Annotated in this window: 12 protein-coding genes; 8 read left to right on the top strand and 4 right to left on the bottom strand. The window is 72.1% G+C overall.

The features are described from left to right. Positions 1-188 precede the first annotated feature (188 nt). From ACIBW6_RS11065 to moeZ, 3 genes are all read left to right on the top strand, one after another. A complete protein-coding gene (locus ACIBW6_RS11065; protein WP_399058953.1) occupies positions 189-1,163 on the top strand; it encodes an NAD-dependent epimerase/dehydratase family protein in 975 nt (324 codons plus the stop codon). Next, entirely contained in the window at positions 1,151-1,900 is a 750-nt protein-coding gene (locus ACIBW6_RS11060) for a spherulation-specific family 4 protein (RefSeq protein WP_399058952.1), read from the top strand. The genes ACIBW6_RS11065 and ACIBW6_RS11060 overlap by 13 nt, the downstream gene beginning before the upstream one ends. Before the next feature lie 72 nt (positions 1,901-1,972). Continuing rightward, a complete protein-coding gene (gene moeZ / locus ACIBW6_RS11055; RefSeq protein WP_356495017.1) occupies positions 1,973-3,151 on the top strand; it encodes an adenylyltransferase/sulfurtransferase MoeZ in 1,179 nt (392 codons plus the stop codon). Between the two features lie 100 nt (positions 3,152-3,251). On the opposite strand, the gene ACIBW6_RS11050 is transcribed toward moeZ, so the two are convergent. The 3 genes from ACIBW6_RS11050 to ACIBW6_RS11040 form a co-directional block, all read right to left on the bottom strand. Next, entirely contained in the window at positions 3,252-4,721 is a 1,470-nt protein-coding gene (locus ACIBW6_RS11050; RefSeq protein ID WP_399058951.1) for an alpha/beta hydrolase, read from the bottom strand. Positions 4,722-5,015: 294 nt separating this feature from the next. Then, positions 5,016-6,560, bottom strand: coding sequence for an alpha/beta hydrolase (locus ACIBW6_RS11045; RefSeq protein ID WP_399058950.1), 1,545 nt, complete (start codon positions 6,558-6,560; stop codon positions 5,016-5,018). Between the two features lie 71 nt (positions 6,561-6,631). Next, on the bottom strand, positions 6,632-9,286 hold the full coding sequence (locus tag ACIBW6_RS11040) for a lysylphosphatidylglycerol synthase domain-containing protein (RefSeq protein ID WP_399058949.1): 2,655 nt from the start codon (positions 9,284-9,286) through the stop codon (positions 6,632-6,634). A gap of 284 nt (positions 9,287-9,570) precedes the next feature. On the opposite strand from ACIBW6_RS11040, the gene ACIBW6_RS11035 reads away from it, so the two are divergent. The 5 genes from ACIBW6_RS11035 to nudC all read left to right on the top strand — a co-directional run bounded on the left by ACIBW6_RS11035 (position 9,571) and on the right by nudC (position 19,726). Continuing rightward, positions 9,571-9,936, top strand: coding sequence for an MGMT family protein (locus ACIBW6_RS11035; RefSeq protein ID WP_399058948.1), 366 nt, complete (start codon positions 9,571-9,573; stop codon positions 9,934-9,936). A gap of 278 nt (positions 9,937-10,214) precedes the next feature. Beyond that, positions 10,215-13,640, top strand: a complete 3,426-nt coding sequence (locus ACIBW6_RS11030) for an ATP-dependent helicase (RefSeq protein WP_399058947.1) — start codon at positions 10,215-10,217, stop codon at positions 13,638-13,640. A gap of 63 nt (positions 13,641-13,703) precedes the next feature. After that, positions 13,704-17,231, top strand: coding sequence for a UvrD-helicase domain-containing protein (locus tag ACIBW6_RS11025; protein ID WP_399058946.1), 3,528 nt, complete (start codon positions 13,704-13,706; stop codon positions 17,229-17,231). A gap of 10 nt (positions 17,232-17,241) precedes the next feature. Continuing rightward, positions 17,242-18,690 carry a dipeptidase gene (locus ACIBW6_RS11020; RefSeq protein WP_399058945.1) on the top strand — a complete coding sequence of 483 codons (1,449 nt, stop codon included), beginning with the start codon at positions 17,242-17,244 and terminating at the stop codon, positions 18,688-18,690. 79 nt (positions 18,691-18,769) lie between these two features. After that, the gene (nudC, locus tag ACIBW6_RS11015; protein ID WP_399058944.1) at positions 18,770-19,726 is read left to right on the top strand and encodes an NAD(+) diphosphatase; all 957 of its coding nucleotides are present in this window, start codon (positions 18,770-18,772) and stop codon (positions 19,724-19,726) included. A 9-nt stretch (positions 19,727-19,735) separates the two neighbouring features. On the opposite strand, the gene ACIBW6_RS11010 is transcribed toward nudC, so the two are convergent. After that, entirely contained in the window at positions 19,736-19,978 is a 243-nt protein-coding gene (locus tag ACIBW6_RS11010; RefSeq protein WP_399058943.1) for a mycoredoxin, read from the bottom strand. Positions 19,979-20,050: the final 72 nt, after the last annotated feature.

Raw genomic sequence — 20,050 nt, 5'->3', positions numbered from 1 at the left:
GAACGCCAGATGACCACCCCTCCTCCCGGAGGCGCCGGACACGCCGGATACTCCGGGCCTCACGGGCAGCGCGACACCCCCGCCTCGCGTGCACCACGGTCACTGCATGCACCACGCTCACCGCGCGCCCCGCGTGCGCCACGCGCACGCCGCGCGGTGTGCGGAACGCGCACCCCGGGAGGCGCCCGATGAGGGTTCTGTTGATCGGCGCCAACGGATACCTCGGCCGCTTCGTCGCCGACCGTCTCCTGGCCGACCCCGCCGTCCAGCTCACCGCGCTCGGCCGCGGCGACGACGCCGACGTCCGCTTCGACCTCGCCACCGGCAGCCCGGGCGCACTCACCCGCTTCCTGGACGCAGTCCACCCCGGAGTCGTCATCAACTGCGCCGGAGCCACCCGCGGCGGCGCCCGCGACCTCATCCAGCACAACACCGTCGCCGTGGCCACCATCTGCGAGGCCCTGCGCCGCAGCGGCTGCGGCGCCCGCCTCGTGCAGATCGGCTGCGGCGCCGAGTACGGCCCGTCGCAGCCCGGCTCGTCCACCGCCGAGGACGCGGTGCCCCGGCCGGGTGGCCCGTACGGCGTCAGCAAGCTCGCCGCCACCGAGCTCGTCCTCGGCTCCGGCCTCGACGCCGTCGTCCTGCGTGTCTTCTCACCGGCGGGCCCGGCCACCCCGGCCGGCTCCCCGCTCGGCCGGCTCGCCGAGGCCATGCGCCGCGCGATGCAGGCCGGCGACGGCGAGCTGAAGCTCGGCGGCCTGGGCGCGCAGCGCGACTTCATCGACGTACGCGACGTGGCGCGCGCCGTGCACGCCGCGTCGCTCTCCGCCGCACAAGGCGTCATCAACATCGGTTCGGGCCGCGCCGTGCGGCTGCGCGACGCCGCCTCCGTCCTCGCCCGGGTCGCCGGGTTCGGCGGCGCCCTCCACGAACTCGACGCGCCCGCGGTCACGCTCCGGCCGTCCGTCGTGCACCCGCGCTCCGAGTCCGACCACGGAGTGCCAGGTGGCCCGGTCGCCGCGGCGTACCCGTACCCGGATGGCTGCGGAAGCTGGCAGCAGGCCGACGTCCGCACGGCCCGCGACCGGCTCGGCTGGCGCCCCCGCATCAACCTCGAAGAGTCCCTCGCCGACATCTGGATGGAGGCGGCATGCCGTATCTGACTCCCACCACGACCGGCACGTCGAGCACCGACATACGCCTCGGCTTCGGCATCCCGGGCTTCGCGCACCCCCTGGTGGCCCCCGCGGAGTGGGCCGAACTGACCCGCCCCAAAGCGCCACTGCACTGGGTCGTCCTGAACGTCGCCGACGGTCCCGGCGCCCGCCCCGACCCGCACTGCCTCGAAGCGGCGGGCCGTCTGCGCAACGCGGGCGTCCGTGTCCTCGGTCACGTCGACATGACTTACGGTGCCCGCTCCTTCGGGGAGGTCGTCTCGGACGCCCACCGCTTCCTCGACTGGTACCGGGTCGACGGGTTCAGCCTCGACCGCTGTCCCACCGAGCGAACCGCGCTCCCCGAAGTACGGCGCACCGTCACGACCCTGCGCGCCCTGGTCGACGACGCGTACGTCGTGCTCGGTCACGGCACTCACCCGTACCCCGGATACGCCGAGACCGCCGACCAGTTGGTGACGTTCACCGGCCCCTGGAGCGACTACCGCTGGTCCCAGGTGGCGGAGTGGACGGCCGACTATCCGCCCGAGCGGTTCTGCCACTTCGTCCACGGCACGCCCCGCGGCCATCTCGACGAGGCGCTGCGGATCGCCCGCTGGCAGGGCGCGGGCACCGTTTACTTCACGGACCGCACCGACCGCGACGGCGCGGGTGACCCCTGGGAAGCGATGCCCGGCTACTGGGACGAGATCGTCTCGCGTATCGGACCAGGTGTCTCGGAATGAAGAGGGGCGTGGCAGTGTTGCAGACAGAACAACCGTACGTAGATACCGACCACCTGCATTAATGAGGTCACTGTGTCGCTGCCACCCCTGGTCGAGCCAGCTGCTGAGCTCACCGTCGACGAGGTCCGCAGGTACTCCCGCCACCTGATCATCCCGGATGTCGGGATGGACGGGCAGAAGCGGCTGAAGAACGCCAAGGTGCTCTGTGTGGGCGCCGGCGGCCTCGGGTCGCCGGCCCTGATGTACCTGGCCGCGGCCGGCGTGGGCACGCTCGGCATCGTGGAGTTCGACGAGGTCGACGAGTCGAACCTGCAGCGCCAGATCATCCACAGCCAGGCCGACATCGGCCGGTCCAAGGCGGCGTCCGCGAAGGACTCCGTCCTCGGCATCAACCCGTACGTGAACGTGATCCTCCACGAAGAGCGGCTCGAGGCCGAGAACGTGATGGACATCTTCAGCCAGTACGACCTGATCGTCGACGGCACGGACAACTTCGCGACGCGTTACCTGGTCAACGACGCGTGCGTGCTGCTCAACAAGCCGTACGTGTGGGGTTCCATCTACCGCTTCGACGGCCAGGCCTCGGTCTTCTGGTCCGAGCACGGTCCGTGCTACCGCTGCCTCTACCCGGAGCCCCCGCCCCCCGGCATGGTCCCCTCCTGCGCCGAGGGCGGCGTCCTGGGCGTGCTGTGCGCGTCCATCGGCTCCATCCAGGTCACCGAGGCGATCAAGGTCCTGGCCGGCGTCGGCGACCCCCTGGTCGGCCGTCTCATGATCTACGACGCCCTGGAGATGCAGTACCGCCAGGTCAAGGTCCGCAAGGACCCCAACTGCGCGGTCTGCGGCGAGAACCCGACCGTCACCGAGCTCATCGACTACGAGGCCTTCTGCGGCGTCGTCTCCGACGAGGCGCAGGAAGCCGCGGCCGGCGCGACGATCACTCCCAAGCAGCTCAAGGAGTGGATCGACGCCGACGAGAAGATCGAGATCATCGACGTCCGCGAGCCGAACGAGTACGAGATCGTCTCCATCCCGGGCGCCAAGCTGATCCCGAAGAACGAGTTCCTCATGGGCACCGCCCTGTCGGGCCTTCCGCAGGACAAGAAGATCGTCTTGCATTGCAAGACGGGTGTCCGCAGTGCGGAAGTCCTCGCCGTCCTGAAGTCCGCCGGTTTCGCTGACGCCGTGCACGTCGGCGGCGGCGTCATCGGCTGGGTGAACCAGATCGAACCGGACAAGCCCGTCTACTGAGCCACCGCTCGGCCTCGGCTGTCCCGGACGGGCCTCGCGCACTGCGCGCGGGGCCCGTCCGCCATGTCGGGGCCCCTGCGCGTCCCGGGCCCGCCCGCGGTCAGGAGCACACCTTGCCGTCGTGCGGTATTCGACCCTCCAGCAGATACGCGTCCACCGTGGAGTCGACGCAGGAGCTGCCGGAGCCGTAGGCCCCGTGGCCCTCGCCCTTCCAGGTCAGCTCGACGCCGACCCCCTTGCCCAGTTCGCCGGCCATCCGCCGCGCGCCCTCATACGGAGTGGCCGGATCGCCGGTGTTGCCGACCACGAGCACCGGTGCGGCGCCGGGCGCGCTCACATCCGGGTCGGCCCACTGCCCCGCCTCCGGCCAGTCGTGGCACCAGCCCGCGGTGTCCCACCCCATGTACTGCCCGAAGACCGGGGAGAGCGCACGGAAGGCGGCCAGCCGCGCCTTCGTCTGTGCTGCTGTCGGCCGGGCCTTGTCGTCGAGGCAGGAGATCGCGCGCTGGGAGTGGCTCGACGTGCCGTAGTGGCCGCTCTCGTCACGGTCGTTGTAGGAGTCGGCGAGGGCGAGCAAGGCCGTACCGTCGCCGTCCGCCGCGTCCCGCAGACCGCGCGTGAGCGCCGGCCAACTGTTCTTGCTGTACAGGGTCACCGCGATGCCGGTGGTCGCGAGCGACTCGTTCAGTTCGCGCCCGTCCGCCGCGGGCAGCGGGCGCTTGTCGAGCCGCTTCAGAAGGGCCGCGACCTCGCGGGAGCCCGCCTTCGGGTCCTTGCCCCGGGACCTGAAGTAGTTGTCGAGGGCGCGCTGGAATCCGCGCGCCTGGTTCTCGGCCTGCCCGACCCGTCCTGCGGTGGGGTCGACGACCCCGTCCATGACGAGCCTGCCGACGCGGCCGGGGAACAAGTGGGCGTAGATGCCGCCGAGTTCGGTGCCGTACGAGACACCCATGTAGTGCAGTGCGTCGTCCCCGAGGACCTGCCGCATCAGGTCCAGGTCGCGGGCCGCCTCGACGGTCGACACATGGCCGAGTGTCTTCCCGGCCTTCTCGCACCCCTTGCCGAAATCGGTGGCGTCCTTCAGATAGGCGGCCTCTTCCGCCGCCGTGTCCGGCGTGAGGTCGACGGCTTCCGCGGCCTCGATGTCCCGGTCGCTGCGGCACCGCACACCGGCGCTGGCCGCGACCCCCCGGGGATCAAAGCTGACCAGGTCGTAGCGCTCGCGCAGCGTCGCGTACTGCGGAGCGAAGGCCGGCATCAGCTCGACGCCGGAGCCGCCCGGGCCACCGAAGTTGAACAGCAGGGAGCCGATCCGGTCGCTCTCGTCGCCCCGGGTCCTGGCGCGGATGAGGGCGAGGCCGATGGTGGCCCCGGCCGGTTCCGCGTAGTCGAGCGGAGCTTTCAGCGTCGCGCACTGCCAGTCGGATCCGGGAGCCGGCCCGCTCTCCGTGGCCCGGCACCGTCCCCAGTCGAGCCGCTGGCCGGTGAGAGAAGAGGGGAGAGCGGGCAGCGCGGCCGGTCGTGACGCACTCGGCGCGGCCGATCGTGAGGCGCCGCCCGACGACGGCATTGGATCACTGCCACCGCCCCCGCCGGAGTCGCTGCACCCCGCGGCGAGGCCCGCCGTCACCACGACGGCCGCCAGAGCCGCGAGCGTGCGCGCACCTGCCCCCGCCTGGGTGCGCCTTCCACGTCCGGCAGTCGCGCGGGCCCCTGTCCCCAGCTGTGTGCGTGCGCCTGGGCGGGCACGCGAAATCCCTGGTGCCATGGCACCTCCCCCCATCGGCCGCCCCGTGCGAGGAGCGGTCAGGCCATCGTAGGAGCAGGTGCGGACATCCGCTTCAGCCTGTGGACAACTCCGCGATCACGAACAGACCGTTCCCTCTTTCGGGACCGTCCCGTCGAGGAGATAGCGGTCCACGGCGCGGTGCACGCAGGCGTTTCCGCTGTCGTACGCGCCGTGCCCCTGGCCCTTGTACGTCACCTCGACGCCGACTCCTTTGCCCAGCGCGTCCGCCATCTTCCGCGCGCCCTCGTACGGGGTCGCCGGGTCGCCGGTGTTGCCGACGACGACGATCGGCGCGGCGCCGGCCGCGCTGACGTCCGGGTGGTCGGCGGCGCCCGCGACGGCCCAGTCGGTGCAGCTGAGCATGGACCAGGCGAGGTAGTCGCCGAACAGCGGGGACGCGGACCGGAACCGCGGGAGTTGCCTCTCGACGTCCTTCGCCGTGAACCGGCCGGTGTCGTCGGCGCAGTTGATGGCGACGTTCGCGGCCTGGGTGTTGCTGTAGGTGCCGTCCTCGTTGCGCCCGTTCATCGAGTCGGACAGCATCATCAGGATCTTGCCGTCACCGTCGTACGCCTGCTGGAGCCCCTGGGTGAGGTACTCCCAGAAGTCCTTCGAGTACAGGGACTGGGCGATCCCGTTGGTCGCGGCGGTCTGGGTCAGGTCGCGCGGGAAGATCCCCGGGATCGGATGCTCGTCGAGCTCGTCGAGCAGTTTCGCGATCTTCTCCTTGACCTCCTCGGGGGTGTCGCCCACCGGACAGTCCTCGGCCTGGGACGTGCAGTCCTTCGCGTAGTTGTCCAGGGCCAGCTGGAAGCCCTCGGCCTGCCCGAGGGAGCCCTGTTCCTGGCCCTGCGTGGGGTCGACGACACCGTCGAAGACCGCGCGCCCCACCTTCTTGGGGAACAAGTGGGCGTAGACGCCGCCGAGTTCGGTGCCGTAGGAGATCCCGAAGTAGTGCAGCCGGTCGTCGCCGAGGACCTGGCGCATCAGATCCATGTCGCGGGCCGCGTCGGTGGTGCGGACGTGGGGAAGGGTGGCGCCGGAGTTCTTCTCGCAGGCTTTGTTGAAGGAGGTGACGTTGTCGACGAGTTTCTGCTGCTCCTTCTTGTCGTCCGGCGTCGAGTCCTCCTGGAAGTACGCGTCGAGCTGCTCGGCGTCCTCACACGTGACGCCCGCGCTGCGGCCCACCCCGCGCGGGTCGAAGCTGACCAGGTCGTAGCGCGTGCGCAGGCGCGCGTAGTCGGAGCCGAAGGCGGGCAGGCTGGTGACGCCCGAACCGCCGGGGCCGCCGAAGTTGAAGATCAGCGAGCCGATGCGGAGGTCCTTGTCGCCGCTCGCTCTGGCACGGATCAGCGCGAGGTCGATCGTCCGCCCCTTGGGAGCGTCCCAGTCGAGGGGTGCCTTCATGGTGGCGCACTGCCAGGTGGCGCCTCCGGGCAGCGGGGAGGGGGATCCGCCGCCGCCCTCGGAGTCCGCCGGCGCGGGGCAGTCCTTCCAGCTCAGCGTCTGCGACGGCAGGTCCACGCTCTTCTCGGATTCGCCGCAGGCCCCCAGCGAGGCGCAGAGCAGAGCGACGGTGGTGACCAGGGCGGCGGCACGCGGCCGGGACGGAAGCGGCATGGGTCCATCCTGCGGGGGCCCGGTGCGGCGCGCTCGGGCTGCGGGCTGTGCGGGTGAGGCCGGGCAGGCGCCTACAAAGCGCCCTTGCGCGTCAGGTGGTTGAAGAACAGCCAGCCCGGCAGGACGGGCAGCCACAAGGTGAGGAGCCGGTACAGGAGCACCGCCGGAGCGGCCACTTCCTTGGGCAGGCCGACCGCGATCAGGCCCACCGTCAGCGTCGCCTCGACAGCGCCCACGCCGCCGGGGGTCGGCGCCGCCGAACCGAGGGCGTTGCCCGCGAGGAAGACCACCGCGACGCTCGCCAGGCTCAGGCTCGTCGTGTTGTCGCCGAAAGCACGGATCGAGGCGTCCAGGCACATCACGAAGCAGGCGGTCAGCAGCAGCATGCCGCCGATGCCGGTGAGCAGCTTCCGCGGCCGCTGCAACACGTCGAGCATGCGCGGCACCACCCCGGCGAACAGCGAGCGCACGCGCGTGACGACGAACTTCCGCAAGAAGGGGATCGACGTCACGACGAGGACAAGTACGGCGACCGTCAGCAGGCCCGCGATGACCGTGCGGGACGGCGACAAGGAGGGCGTCTTCTCGGTCCCCGTCAGGTAGCCGAACGTCAGCAGCAACAGAATGTGGCTGCCCATGCCGAACAGCTGGGAGGCGCCGACACTGGCGACCGCGAGCCCGGGGCGTACGCCCGACCGCTGGAGGAAGCGGGTGTTGAGCGCGACGCCGCCGACCGCGGCGGGAGCCACGATCTTCACGAACGATCCGGCGACCTGTGCCGCCACGGCCCGCATGAAGGGCACCCGTTCGGGCACGAACCCCATCAGGCTCATCGCCGCCGCTACGTAGCTGAGCGCGGAGAACAGCACCGCGAGGCCGACCCAGCCCCACTCGGCCTCGCGGACGATCGCGCCGAAGTCGATGTGGGTGAGCTGCGACAGCAGGAAGTACGCGCCGATCGCGCCGGCGATGAAGCTGATCAGGGTGCGCGGTCTGATGCGCTCCAGGCGCGCCGGTTCGACCGGGGCCTGCGGCCGGATGCGGAGCACCTGGTGGCGGATCTGCGTGAGCAGGTCCTCCTCACGCGCCTCGTCGAGGGCCACGTCTATGGCACGCTTCTCGGCCTGCCGCTCGGCCTTCTCGGACTTCTTCTCCGCCCGCGGCGACTTCTTGCTCTCGCTGTCGGCCTCGGCGGTCTCTTCCAGACGGGCCTGCTTGGCCTTGTCCGACGCCTCCAGGACGGCCTCGCGCTCGCGCTGGGCACGTTCCCGGCCGAGTCTGCGCAACGTCGCTCTGGTGGTGCGGGTGAGCGCGATGGGCTGCAACAGGGGCAGGCAGTCGGCGACGCTGTCGGGGCCGAGGACGCCGACGGCGGAGGCGACGGCCCGCTCGGCGCCCACCCGCAGGCCGAGCGTGGTGAGCATCTGCGCGGTGTCCATCCGCAGGACGAGGTCGCCCGCGGCGATCTCGCCCCCACGCAGATCGGTGAGGATCACCGTGCCGGAACGATCCACCAGGAGCGCGTCGCCGGCCAGCCGGCGGTGGGCGATCCGCCGCGACTGGAGCGCCTGCACCTGGTGCCAGGTGTCCCGCAGGAGGTCGTCGGTGATCTCCTCGTCCAGCAGCGCGTCCAGGGACCGGCCGCCGATGTGCTCGTAGACGAGCATCACGGCGTCGGGGCCCAGCTCGGAGGTGGCGATCAGCTTCGGCGCGTTGGCCCCCGCCGAGATCGCCGCGTAGGCGAGCAGTGCCTCCTGCTCCAGGGCCTGGCGCAGCGACTGCAGGCTGCGGCGCTGGGTGATGCCGCGCAGCGTCAGCCGGCGCCACACCCGGTAGAAGAAGCCCTGTGCCTGCTGTTCACGGTCGACGACGGTGACGTCCAGCGGAGGGCCGTCCTCCAGGGTGACGAAATAACGCCGCCCTCGGTCGCCGTTCTCCGTCGCACCTTCGTGGGCCTCTTCCCGGGAGGCGCTCACCGGGTGGAAGCCGACATGCCGCAGGCCCGCGAGGAGCGTCTGCCCTGTAGGGCGCACATTGGGCGAGCCGACGGCATACAGCGTCCCGTAGGCGACGGTCCAGCCGATGAGGATCGTCAGGATGATCGAGAACGGTGTGGTGTAGCCGGTGACCAGCATCGCGAACGCGTCGAGCAGCAGAACCACCCACAGCACCACACGCCATCGTGGTCGCCGGGACATGCCGACCGCTGTCATGTAGGCGATGACGGGTGCCAGATAGCCGTGCACGGGGTCGGTCAGCGCATGGATGTCGCCCGGCGACACCTTGGTGAGCGCGTCCTGGATCGACTGCGGCGCGGCCTTGGCGACCCAGAGGTCCGTCGCGAGGGTCACCCCGTGCGCGAGGACCGCCGCGAGCACCCCGTCGGCGATCCGCAGCCCGTCGCGCTTGATGAGCCGCTCGATGGCGAACGCGACGGGTACGAGGAGGATGGCGATGCTGGAGGCGAGCCCGGCGAACTTGGTCAGCAGGTCGGGAGCCTGTCCGGTGCCCTTGTTGATGTCCTGGGCGAAGCCCGAGGTCGTGGCGTGCGCGAACGCGGCGATGGCCAGCAGGACGGCGATCGCGAGCACGCCCACCAGAAGGCGCATCAGGTCGGAAGGGCGGTGCACGCGCGCGGGGAGCAACGGTTCGTCACTGTCGACCCGCTCGGCGTGCGCCTCGACGTCGACGCAGTCCGGGTCGTGCAGAGGCTGCTCGTGCTTCATCTCGCCGGCCTTCCCGGCCGCGTCGTCAGGGCGCGCCGGTGTCACAGAAGTGCCCTCCGCGTTTTCGGGGTGCACGCTCTGCTCCGTCGTCTCTTGTTGATCTCGTATCACCAGTCACCGCCCGCACGATGGTGGCATGTCCCATCGTCATAGGGGGGTATCAGGGTGCATTCGAGGAACGTGACGTCATCGACAAGCGTCTTCTTGTATGTCTCTTCACAGTGCCTCTTGTGCGTCCCTCCATATTGTCGGTGGTGTCGGTGCCGTGAGGCAGGATGGGCCGGATGAGCGAGGAGAGTGAGCCGACGGACGGACTGCCCGCGTACGCGGAGCGGGTCCTGGAGGTCGCCGAGCTGATCCCGGCCGGGCGCGTGCTGACGTACGGGGACGTCGCCGAGTGGCTGGAGGAGGGCGGGCCACGCCAAGTAGGACGCGTGATGGCCCTCTACGGAGGCGCGGTGCCGTGGTGGCGTGTGGTGCGCGCGGACGGAGCGCTGCTCCCGGGCCACGAGTTGCGGGCACTCGGCCACTACCAGGAGGAGAGCACGCCGCTGCGCGAGGCGTCCCGGGCCTCCGAGGGCCACCTCCCGCGCCTGGACATGAAGCGGGCGCGGTGGGACGGACAGGCGGGTGCGGAAGCTCACAAGTGACAGCTTCGGCCATCCCGCGGGCGGGCGGGGTGCCGGTGGCCCGTACGGGGGAAAAGTGGCGCCCGGGGCACTCCGCCGCGGCCGGGGACGTTCGTGAGACTGGGCACACCTGAGCTGGGAGCGAGCGCGCAGAGGCCTCGGAAGCCCGGCTTCCGCCACACTCGACGGCGTAGCGTCGACGGCACCGTCGATGGCAGACCTCTCCTTCACCCCAGGGCCGCCGTCCCACCAGGACGGCACTTCGACCACCAGCACACCCACCAGGACCAGCGATCCACGTGAGCTCCTCTTCGTCCACCCGGTACCTGTCGCCCCACCAGGTTCGACAGGGGTACCCGGGCGCGTACCGGCTGGTGCGTCACCGGCAGGCGCCCACGGACCCCCCTCGTCTGGACGCGCCGCAGCGGGCTGTGGTTGACCACGCCCAAGGGCCCCTGCTCGTCCTCGCCGGGCCCGGGACGGGCAAGACCACCACCCTGGTGGAAGCGGTGTCGGCGCGCATCGCCCAGGGCACCGAACCGGAGCGCATCCTTGTGCTCACGTTCAGCCGGAAGGCCGCCGTCGAGCTGCGGGACCGGATGGCGCTGCGCATAGGCGCCGCCCGCGCCCCTCAGGCGACGACGTTCCACTCGTTCTGTTACGCGCTCCTCCGCGCCCATCAGGACGCCGAACTGTTCGCGGAACCCCTGCGCCTGCTGTCGGGGCCCGAGCAGGACGTCGCCGTACGCGAGCTGCTCGCCGGCCAGATCGACCTGGAGCAGGCCGGCCTGGCCCATGTGCGCTGGCCCGACGAACTGCGTGCCTGCCTGACCACCCGGGGCTTCGCCGACGAGGTACGCGCGGTCCTGGCCCGCAGCCGCGAACTGGGTCTGGGGCCCGCCGCGCTGGGCGCCTTCGCACGGCGCACCGGCCGCCCCGACTGGCGGGCTGCGGCCACCTTCCTCGCCGAGTACCTGGACGTCCTCGACCTGCAGGGCGTCCTCGACTACGCGGAACTCGTCCACCGGGCCGTGCTCCTGGCCCAGCGCCAAGACGTCGCCGGACAACTGGCCGCCCAGTACGACGCCGTATTCGTCGACGAATACCAGGACACCGACCCCGCCCAGGTCCGGCTGCTGCGCGCGCTCGCGGGCGGTGGCCGCACCCTGGTCGCGTTCGGCGACCCGGACCAGTCGATCTACACGTTCCGCGGCGCCGACGTGAACGGCATCCTGGACTTCCCCGACGCCTTCCCGCGGGTGGACGGCACCCCCGCCCCGGTCGAGGTCCTCACCGCCTCCCGGCGCTCCGCGAGCAGCCTCCTGGAGGCCACCCGCCGCATCACCCAGCGGATGCCCCTGACCCGGCTGCCCGCCGAGAAGGTACGCGCCCACCGCGCGCTCACCCCTGTACGCGACGGCGGCCGGACCGAGGTCTACACATACCCGACGTCCGGCACCGAGCTGGACAACATCGCGGACGTCCTGCGCCGGGCCCATCTGGAGGACGGCGTCCCGTGGAGCGAGATGGCCGTGCTCGTGCGCGCGGGCGGGCGCAGCATCCCCGTGGTGCGTCGCGCGCTCACCGCGGCCGGTGTCCCTCTGGACATCGACGGGGACGACCTGCCGCTGCGCCACGAACCCGCGGTGGCTCCCTTGCTCACCGCACTGAAGGCAGTGGCACACATCCCTGCCGAGGGCGCCCCCCAGGACGCGGCGGACGGCCGCCCGCAGGAGGGGGCGGACGACGGCCCTCAGGACGCGGCGGAAAGCGATCCCCAGGACGCGGCCGACAGCGCCCAGGACGCGGCCGACAGCGCCCTCCAGGACGCAGCGGACGAGCCCGAAGGCCGGCTCCGCTTCGACACCGAGACCGCCCTCACCCTCCTCGGCTCGCCGCTCGCCGGCATGGACGCCGCGGATCTGCGCCGCCTGGGCCGCGCCCTGCGCGAGGAGGAGCGCGCCGCGGGCAACCACCTGCCGCCGTCCTCCGACGAACTGCTGGCCCGCGCGCTCGCCGAACCCGAGCGTCTCGCCCTGCACGACCCGGCCTACGCGCGCGGCGCACAGCGTCTGGGCGCCCTCCTCGCCACGGCCCGCGCCAAGCTCGACGCCGGAGGCACCGCGGAAGAGGCACTGTGGGAGCTGTGGAACGGCACACCGTGGCCGCAGCGCCTGGAGCGCGCCGCCCGCCGCGGTGGCGCGGCGGGCCGCAACGCGGACCGTGACCTGGACGCCGTATGCGCCCTGTTCGCCCTCGCGTCCCGCGCCGAGGAGCGCTCCGGTGGCCGGGGCGCCCGCAACTTCCTGGAGGAGCTGGAAGCGCAGGACATCGTCGCCGACACCCTCGCCGGACGGGCGGTCCGTCCCGATGCCGTGCGCCTGATGACCGCACACCGCTCCAAGGGCCTGGAATGGCGGCTCGTCGTCGTCGCGGGCGTCCAAGAAGGCCTCTGGCCGGACCTGCGCCGCCGCGGCTCCCTCCTGGAGGCCGACCGCATCGGCCGCGACGGCCTCGCCGAACCGCTCACCCCCGGCGCCCTCCTGGCCGAGGAGCGACGCCTGTTCTACGTGGCCGCCACGCGCGCGCGGGAGCGGCTCGTGGTCACCGCGGTGAAGGCGCCCGCCGACGACGGCGACCAGCCGTCCCGCTTCCTGACCGAGCTCGGCGTCGAACCCAAGGACGTCACCGGCCGCCCGCGCCGCCCCCTCGCCGTGGCCGCGCTCGTCGCGGAGCTGCGGGCGACCACGGTCGACCCGCGCGCCTCCGACGCCCTGCGGGAGGCCGCCGCCCGCCGCCTCGCCCGGCTCGCCGCCCTCAGCGACGACGGAAGGCCCTTGGTGCCCTCCGCCCATCCCTACCGCTGGTGGGGCATGTACGAACCCACCGAGAGCAAGGTGCCGCTGCGCGACCGCGACAAGCCCGTCGTGCTCTCGGGAAGCGCCCTCGACCAGCTCGCCAACACCTGTGCGCTGCAATGGTTCCTGGGCCGCGAGGTGAAGGCCGACACCCCCGCCACCGCGGCCCAGGGCTTCGGCAACGTCGTGCACGTCCTCGCCGACGAGGTCGCGTCCGGACGCACCCCCGCCGACCTCGCCGTCCTCATGGAGCGCCTCGATTCGGTCTGGGACTCCCTCGCCTTCGACGCCCCCTGGAAGTCGGCGCAGGAGAAGGAGCACGCGCGCGTGGCGCTCGAACGCTTCCTCCAATGGCACGTCATGGACCGCACCGGCCGCACCCCCGTCGCCAGCGAGCACGCCTTCGACGTGACCCTCGAAGCGGGCTCCTACGAAGTACGCATCCGCGGCTCCATGGACCGCGTCGAGCGCGACGCCGAAGGACGCGCCTACGTAGTCGACTTCAAGACCGGCAAGCAGGCCCCCAGCGCGGCCGACGTGGACCGCCACCCCCAGCTCGCCGTCTACCAGCTCGCCGTGCGCGAGGGCGCCGTCGACGAACCCTTCGACGGTGCCCGCCCCCACCCCGGCGGCGCCGAACTGGTGCAGTTGCGCCAGGGCGCCGCCAAGAAGGACGGCGGGGAGACGCTCCCCAAGGTGCAGGCGCAGGAGCCCCTCGAAGGAGAGTGGGTCGGCGACCTCCTCGCCACCGCCGCCGGCAAGGTCCTCGACGAGCGCTTCACCCCGACCGCCGGACAGCACTGCACGCACTGCGCCTTCCGTGCCTCGTGCAGCGCGCGACCCGAGGGCCACCACGTCGTGGAGTGACGTGCGCCTCCGCTGCGCCGGAACGGGCCGGTGCTGTCAGTGGTGCCGGTTAGCCTCGATGAGGTGACCACGCGCCTCACCGACCCCGAGCAGCTCAAGGAGCTGCTGGGCATCCCCTTCACCCCGGAGCAGACGGCCTGCATCATCGCGCCGCCCGCCCCGCAGGTGATCGTGGCCGGAGCCGGCTCCGGCAAGACGACGGTGATGGCCGCGCGCGTCGTCTGGCTGGTGGGCACCGGGCAGGTCGCACCCGAGCAGGTCCTCGGGCTCACGTTCACGAACAAGGCCGCCGGCGAGCTGGCCGAGCGCGTCCGCAAGGCCCTCGTCCGGGCCGGCGTCACCGACCCCGACACCATCGATCCGGACCATCCTCCCGGCGAGCCCGTGATCTCCACGTACCACGCCTTCGCGGGCCGGCTCCTGACCGACCACGGGCTGCGCATCGGCCTCGAACCCACGACCCGGCTGCTCGCCGACGCCACCCGCTTCCAGCTCGCCGCACGCGTCCTGCGCGAGGCCCCCGGCCCCTATCCCGCCCTCACCCGCTCCTTCGCCGACCTGGTCAGCGACCTGCTCGCCCTCGACGCCGAGCTGGCCGAGCATCTCGTCGCACCGGCGGATCTGCGGGCGTACGACGGCGAACTGCGGCGCTCCCTCGAAGGCGCCAAGCTGAGCAACGCCGATCTGCGCAAGGTCCCCGAGGCCGCCGCCGCCCGGCTGGAGCTGGCCGAGCTGGTGAGCCGCTACCGGGAGGCCAAGCGCACCAGGGACGTCCTCGACTTCGGTGACCAGATCGCCCTGTCGGCCACGCTCGCCGACACCCGCCCCGAGGTCGGCGCGATCCTGCGCGACGAGTTCCGTGTCGTCCTGCTCGACGAGTACCAGGACACTTCTGTCGCTCAACGCATCCTCCTGGCAGGTCTGTTCGGCGGCGGCACCGGGCACGCCGTGACCGCCGTGGGGGACCCTTGCCAGGCCATCTACGGGTGGCGGGGCGCCTCGGTCGCCAACCTCGACGACTTCCCCCGCCACTTCGCGTACGCCGACGGCCGCCCCGCCGACCGCTACGCGCTCAGCGAGAACCGGCGCAGTGGCGGCCGCCTCCTCGACCTGGCCAACGGTCTCGCCGAGCCGCTGCGCGCGATGCACGCGGGCGTGGAGGCCCTGCGGCCCGCCCCTGGCGCCGAGCGCGACGGCATCGTGCGCTGCGCCCTCCTGCGCACCCACGGCGAGGAGATCGACTGGCTCGCCGACTCCCTCGCCCACCTGGTGGCCACCGGCAAGGAGCCCGGCGAGATCGCCGTCCTGTGCCGCACCGCCACCGACTTCGCCGAGATCCAGAAGGCCCTTGTCGCACGCGACATCCCGGTCGAGGTCGTCGGCCTGTCCGGCCTGCTGCACCTGCCCGAGGTCGCCGACCTCGTCGCCGTCTGCGAGGTGCTCCAGGACCCCGGGGCCAATGCCTCGCTGGTACGGCTGCTGACCGGGCCCCGCTGGCGGATCGGCCCGCGCGACCTCGCTCTCCTGGGACGCAGGGCCCGGCTGCTGGTCTCCCACGCGCGCGGGGGCGACGACGACCCGGACCGCCGCCTGGCCGAGGCCGTCGAAGGCGTGGACCCCTCCGAGGTGATATCGCTCGCCGACGCCCTCGACACCTTCCTGGAGACCTCCGTCGACGCCGAGGCGGACGACGACGGACTGCCGTTCTCCACGGACGCGCGCGTGCGCTTCGCACGGCTCGCCACCGAACTGCGCGACCTGCGCCGCTCCCTGTCCGACCCGCTCATGGACGTCCTGCACCGCGTCCTGGCCGTCACCGGCCTGGAGGTCGAGCTCTCCGCGTCCCCGCACGCGCTGGCCGCCCGACGCCGCGAGACGCTCTCCAACTTCCTCGACGTCGCCGCCTCCTTCGCGGCTCACGACGGCTCGGCGTCCCTGCTCGCCTTCCTCGGTTTCCTGCGCACCGCCGCGCAGTACGAGAAAGGCCTCGACAACGCGCTCCCGGGCGGCGAGAACACCGTGAAGGTCCTCACCGCGCACAAGTCCAAGGGCCTGGAATGGGACGTCGTCGCCGTCCCCGGACTCGTCACCGGCACCTTCCCCAGCGCCCAGGGACGCGAGAAGTGGACGGCGCAGGGCAAGGTCCTACCCCACGCCCTGCGCGGCGACGCCGCCATCCTGCCCGACATCGAGGCGTGGGACTCCCGCGGCATGAAGGCCTTCCACGCCGACATGAAGGAGCACCAGCACACCGAGGAACTGCGCCTCGGATACGTCACCTTCACGCGCCCCCGCACACTGCTGCTCGGCTCCGGACACTGGTGGGGCCCGACCCAGAAGAAGCAGCGCGGCCCCTCCGACTTCCTGCACGCCCTGTACGAGCACTGCGCCGCCGGACACGGCGAGATCGAGGTGTGGGCGGAGCAGCCGGCGGAGGACGAGGAGAACCCGGCCCTGACGGAGACATCGGCCGAGCACGCCTGGCCGCTGCCGCTCGACGCGGCATCCCTGGCCCGCCGCCGCTCCGCCGCCGACACCGTCCTGGCCCACGTGGAGCGCGGCGCGGACCCCGCGCAGGCCCGCACGCACACGCAGACCCACCCCGCCGCCTCCGTGGAACCCCCCTACGAGGACCCGGACTGGCCGCCCCCGCCCGAGGACGAACCGGGCAGCGACCACCCCGACGACTGGGACGCGCTCTCCACCGAGCGGCCCGTCCTCCCGCACCCCGCACCGGACCCAGAGCCGCCGACGTCCCACGCGCGCGTACCCGCGCCCCAGCCGGCCGCCGCCGTCCCGCACCCGGCACCCGCCCCGGAGGCAGAGCTCACCGCCGGGTCCGAGCTGACCGCGGAAGAGGCCCGCACGATCGACTCCTGGGACCGCGACCTCGACGCCCTCACCGGCGAGCTGCTGCGCGCCCGCGCCGGCGTGCGCGAGGTGCCCGTGCCGCACTCGCTCACCGCGTCCCAAGTGCTGCGCCTGGCCGCCGACCCCGACGGCTTCGCCCAGGAGCTGGCCCGCCCCATGCCCCGCCCGCCCCAGCCGGCCGCGCGCCGGGGCACGCGCTTCCATGCCTGGGTCGAATCCCGCTTCGAAGCACTGCGCTTGCCCATGCACGACCCGGAGGAGCTGCCCGGCAGCGACGCGGAGATCGCCGACGAGCAGGACCTCCAGGCACTCAAGGAAGCCTTCGAGCGCACCCCGTACGCGCACCGCACCCCCTACCGGATCGAGCTCCCCTTCCAGCTGGCCGTCGCGGACCGGGTCGTCCGCGGCCGCATCGACGCCGTCTACAGGCAGGACGACGGCGACCGCACGACGTACGAGATCGTCGACTGGAAGACCGGCCACCAGCAGACCGGCGACCCCCTCCAGCTGGCCGTCTACCGACTCGCCTGGGCCGAGAAACAGGGCGTTCCCCTGGAGTCGGTCAGCGCCGCCTTCGTCTACGTACGCAGTGGCGAGACGGTCCGGCCGCGGCGGCTGCCCGGCCGCGCCGAGCTGGAGCGGCTCCTCACCGAAGAGCCTCAGCCGCCGGGAGCGCCCCTGGAGGAGCCGCCGGACGAGCACGGCTCGGCGGGGGACTAGGCTCGTGAGCATGAGCAAGCCCGTTGACCACGGTGAGAACGCCGCGAACGCCGCGAGCGCTGACAAGGTCGTCAGCACCGTCCGTGCCTACGTCGAGACCCATCGGACGGCGTTCCTCGACGACCTGGCCGCATGGCTGCGCATCCCGTCTGTGTCCGCCCAGCCCGACCACGCCGCGGACGTACGGCGCAGCGCCGACTGGCTCGCCGCGCAACTGGCCGCGACCGGCTTTCCCACCACCGAGGTGTGGGAGACGCCTGGCGCCCCCGCCGTCTTCGCCGAGTGGCCCTCCGGCGACCCCGGGGCCCCCACGGTCCTCGTCTACGGGCACCACGACGTCCAGCCCGCCGCCCGCGAGGACGGCTGGGACACCGAGCCCTTCGAACCCGTCGTCGTCGGGAACCGCCTCTACGCGCGCGGTGCGGCCGACGACAAGGGCCAGGTGTTCTTCCACACACTCGGCGTGCGCGCCCACCTCGCGGCGACCGGCCGCACCGCCCCCGCCGTCAACCTCAAGCTGCTGATCGAAGGCGAGGAGGAGTCCGGCTCCCCGCACTTCCGCGCCCTCGTGGAAGACCGCAGGCAGCGCCTCGCGGCCGACGCCGTGATCGTCTCCGACACCGGCATGTGGGCCGAGGACACCCCCACCGTGTGCACCGGGATGCGCGGCCTCGCCGACTGCGAGATCGAGCTGCACGGCCCCGGCCAGGACATCCACTCCGGCTCCTTCGGCGGCGCCGTCCCGAACCCGGCGACCGCCGCCGCTCGCCTCGTCGCCGCCCTGCACGACGAGCACGCGCGCGTGGCCGTGCCGGGCTTCTACGACGGGATCATCGAGCTCACCGACCGGGAGCGCGCCCTCTTCGCCGAGCTGCCCTTCGACGAGGCGCAGTGGCTGCGTACGGCCAAGTCGCACGCCACCTACGGAGAGGCCGGCCACACCACCCTGGAGCGCATCTGGGCCCGGCCCACCGCCGAGGTCAACGGGATCGGGGGCGGCTACCAGGGCCCCGGCGGCAAGACGATCGTGCCGTCCTCCGCGCGGCTCAAGCTGTCCTTCCGGCTGGTCGCCGGGCAGGACCCCGACCACATCGAGAAGGCGGTCACCGCCTGGGTCGCCGAGCAGCTGCCCGCCGGCATCAGCCACACCCTCACCTTCGGGGCCGCCACCCGGCCGTGCCTCACCCCGCTCGACCACCCCGCTCTGCAGTCCGTCGTCCGCGCCATGGGCCGCGCGTTCGAGCAGAAGATCCGTTTCACGCGCGAAGGCGGCTCGGGACCGGCGGCCGACCTACAGGACGTCCTCGAAGCGCCTGTGCTCTTCCTGGGCATCTCCGTCCCCTCCGACGGCTGGCACGCCCCGAACGAGAAGGTCGAACTCGATCTGCTCATGAAGGGCGTGGAAACCACCGCCTACTTGTGGGGCGATCTCGCGGAGAGCTGGACGGATGCCCCCTGAACGAGCCACCCCCACCCGCCGCACGTCTGCTGAACCGCCCGCCTAAGCACCCTTACCACCGGGGGAGTTGGAAGCACCTGTGACCACCTGGACCGACCGCACCGATCTCGCAGCGAACCGACCGCTCGCACTGGCCGCCCCGAGCGGCATCGACCGCGCCGCACACCACCGCCTCGACGAGGCGTGGCTCGCCGCCGCGTGGAGCCACCCCACGACCCGCGTCTTCGTGGTCTCCGGCGGCCAGGTGCTCATCGACGAGACGGCGGACGGCGCTACGGAACTGGTCATGACCCCGTCCTTCGAAGCGCCTCTCACCGAGGCGCACCGCTACTTCCTGGGCACCGACGAGGACGGCGTCAGCTACTTCGCGCTCCAGAAGGACACGCTCCCCGGCCGCATGGACCAGTCCGCGCGGCCCGCGGGCTTGCGCGAGGCGGGCCTGCTCCTGTCGCAGCGGGAGGCGGGCCTCATGGTGCACGCCGTCGCCCTGGAGAACTGGCAGCGACTGCACCGCTTCTGCTCGCGCTGCGGCGAGCGCACCGTCATCGCCGCCGCGGGCCACATCCGCCGCTGCCAGGCCTGCGGGGCGGAGCACTACCCGCGCACCGACCCGGCCGTGATCATGGCAGTCATGGACGAGCAGGACCGCATCCTCCTCGGCCGCCAGGTCCACTGGCCGGAAGGCCGCTTCTCGACGCTGGCCGGCTTCGTGGAACCCGGCGAGTCCATCGAGCAGTCCGTGCGCCGCGAGGTCTTCGAGGAGGCGGGCGTGCTGGTCGGCGACGTCGAGTACGTCGCCAGCCAGCCCTGGCCGTTCCCCTCCAGCCTGATGCTGGGCTTCATGGCCCACGCGACGTCCACGGAGATCAACGTCGACGGCGACGAGATCCACGAGGCGCGCTGGTTCTCCCGGGACGACCTGCGGGCCGCCTTCGAGACCGGAGAGGTCATGCCTCCCTACGGGATCTCGATCGCGGCCCGCTTGATCGAACTGTGGTACGGCAAGCCCCTGCCGAAGCCGAGCGACGCGCTCTGAGCGCCGGGCTCAGAGGCCGATCTTCTGCTTGACCTGGGCAAGCGAGGGGTTGGTGAGGGTCGAGCCGTCATCGAAGAGAACGGTCGGGACCGTCTGGTTCCCACCGTTCGCCTTCTCGACGAACGCCGCCGAGGCCGGGTCCTGCTCGATGTTGATCTCGGTGTACTCGATGCCTTCGCGCGCCATCTGCTTCTTCAGTCGCTGGCAGTAGCCGCACCAAGTGGTGCTGTACATCGTCACAGTGCCCGGCATGTTCCTCGCGCTCCTTCGTGGCTTGGGTGCGTCATGGCGACGCAATGTGTCGAACGTATGCGAGGCGGCGGC

Origin of the sequence: Streptomyces sp. NPDC049813, from assembly GCF_044465085.1 — a bacterium.
Classification (GTDB): Bacteria; Actinomycetota; Actinomycetes; order Streptomycetales; family Streptomycetaceae; genus Streptomyces.
The sequence above is the reverse complement of the archived record's forward strand: the minus strand, read 5'-3'. Positions and strand labels throughout refer to the sequence as shown.

What these genes read in the sequence shown, in the direction of transcription:
- ACIBW6_RS11065 (WP_399058953.1), top strand. Translation starts at nt 189, where the DNA reads ATGAGGGTTCTGTTGATCGGCGCCAACGGATACCTCGGCCGCTTCGTC.
- ACIBW6_RS11060 (WP_399058952.1), top strand. Translation starts at nt 1,151, where the DNA reads ATGCCGTATCTGACTCCCACCACGACCGGCACGTCGAGCACCGACATA.
- ACIBW6_RS11050 (WP_399058951.1), bottom strand. Translation starts at nt 4,721, where the DNA reads ATGCCGTCGTCGGGCGGCGCCTCACGATCGGCCGCGCCGAGTGCGTCA.
- ACIBW6_RS11045 (WP_399058950.1), bottom strand. Translation starts at nt 6,560, where the DNA reads ATGCCGCTTCCGTCCCGGCCGCGTGCCGCCGCCCTGGTCACCACCGTC.
- ACIBW6_RS11040 (WP_399058949.1), bottom strand. Translation starts at nt 9,286, where the DNA reads ATGAAGCACGAGCAGCCTCTGCACGACCCGGACTGCGTCGACGTCGAG.
- ACIBW6_RS11035 (WP_399058948.1), top strand. Translation starts at nt 9,571, where the DNA reads ATGAGCGAGGAGAGTGAGCCGACGGACGGACTGCCCGCGTACGCGGAG.
- ACIBW6_RS11020 (WP_399058945.1), top strand. Translation starts at nt 17,242, where the DNA reads ATGAGCAAGCCCGTTGACCACGGTGAGAACGCCGCGAACGCCGCGAGC.
- ACIBW6_RS11010 (WP_399058943.1), bottom strand. Translation starts at nt 19,978, where the DNA reads ATGCCGGGCACTGTGACGATGTACAGCACCACTTGGTGCGGCTACTGC.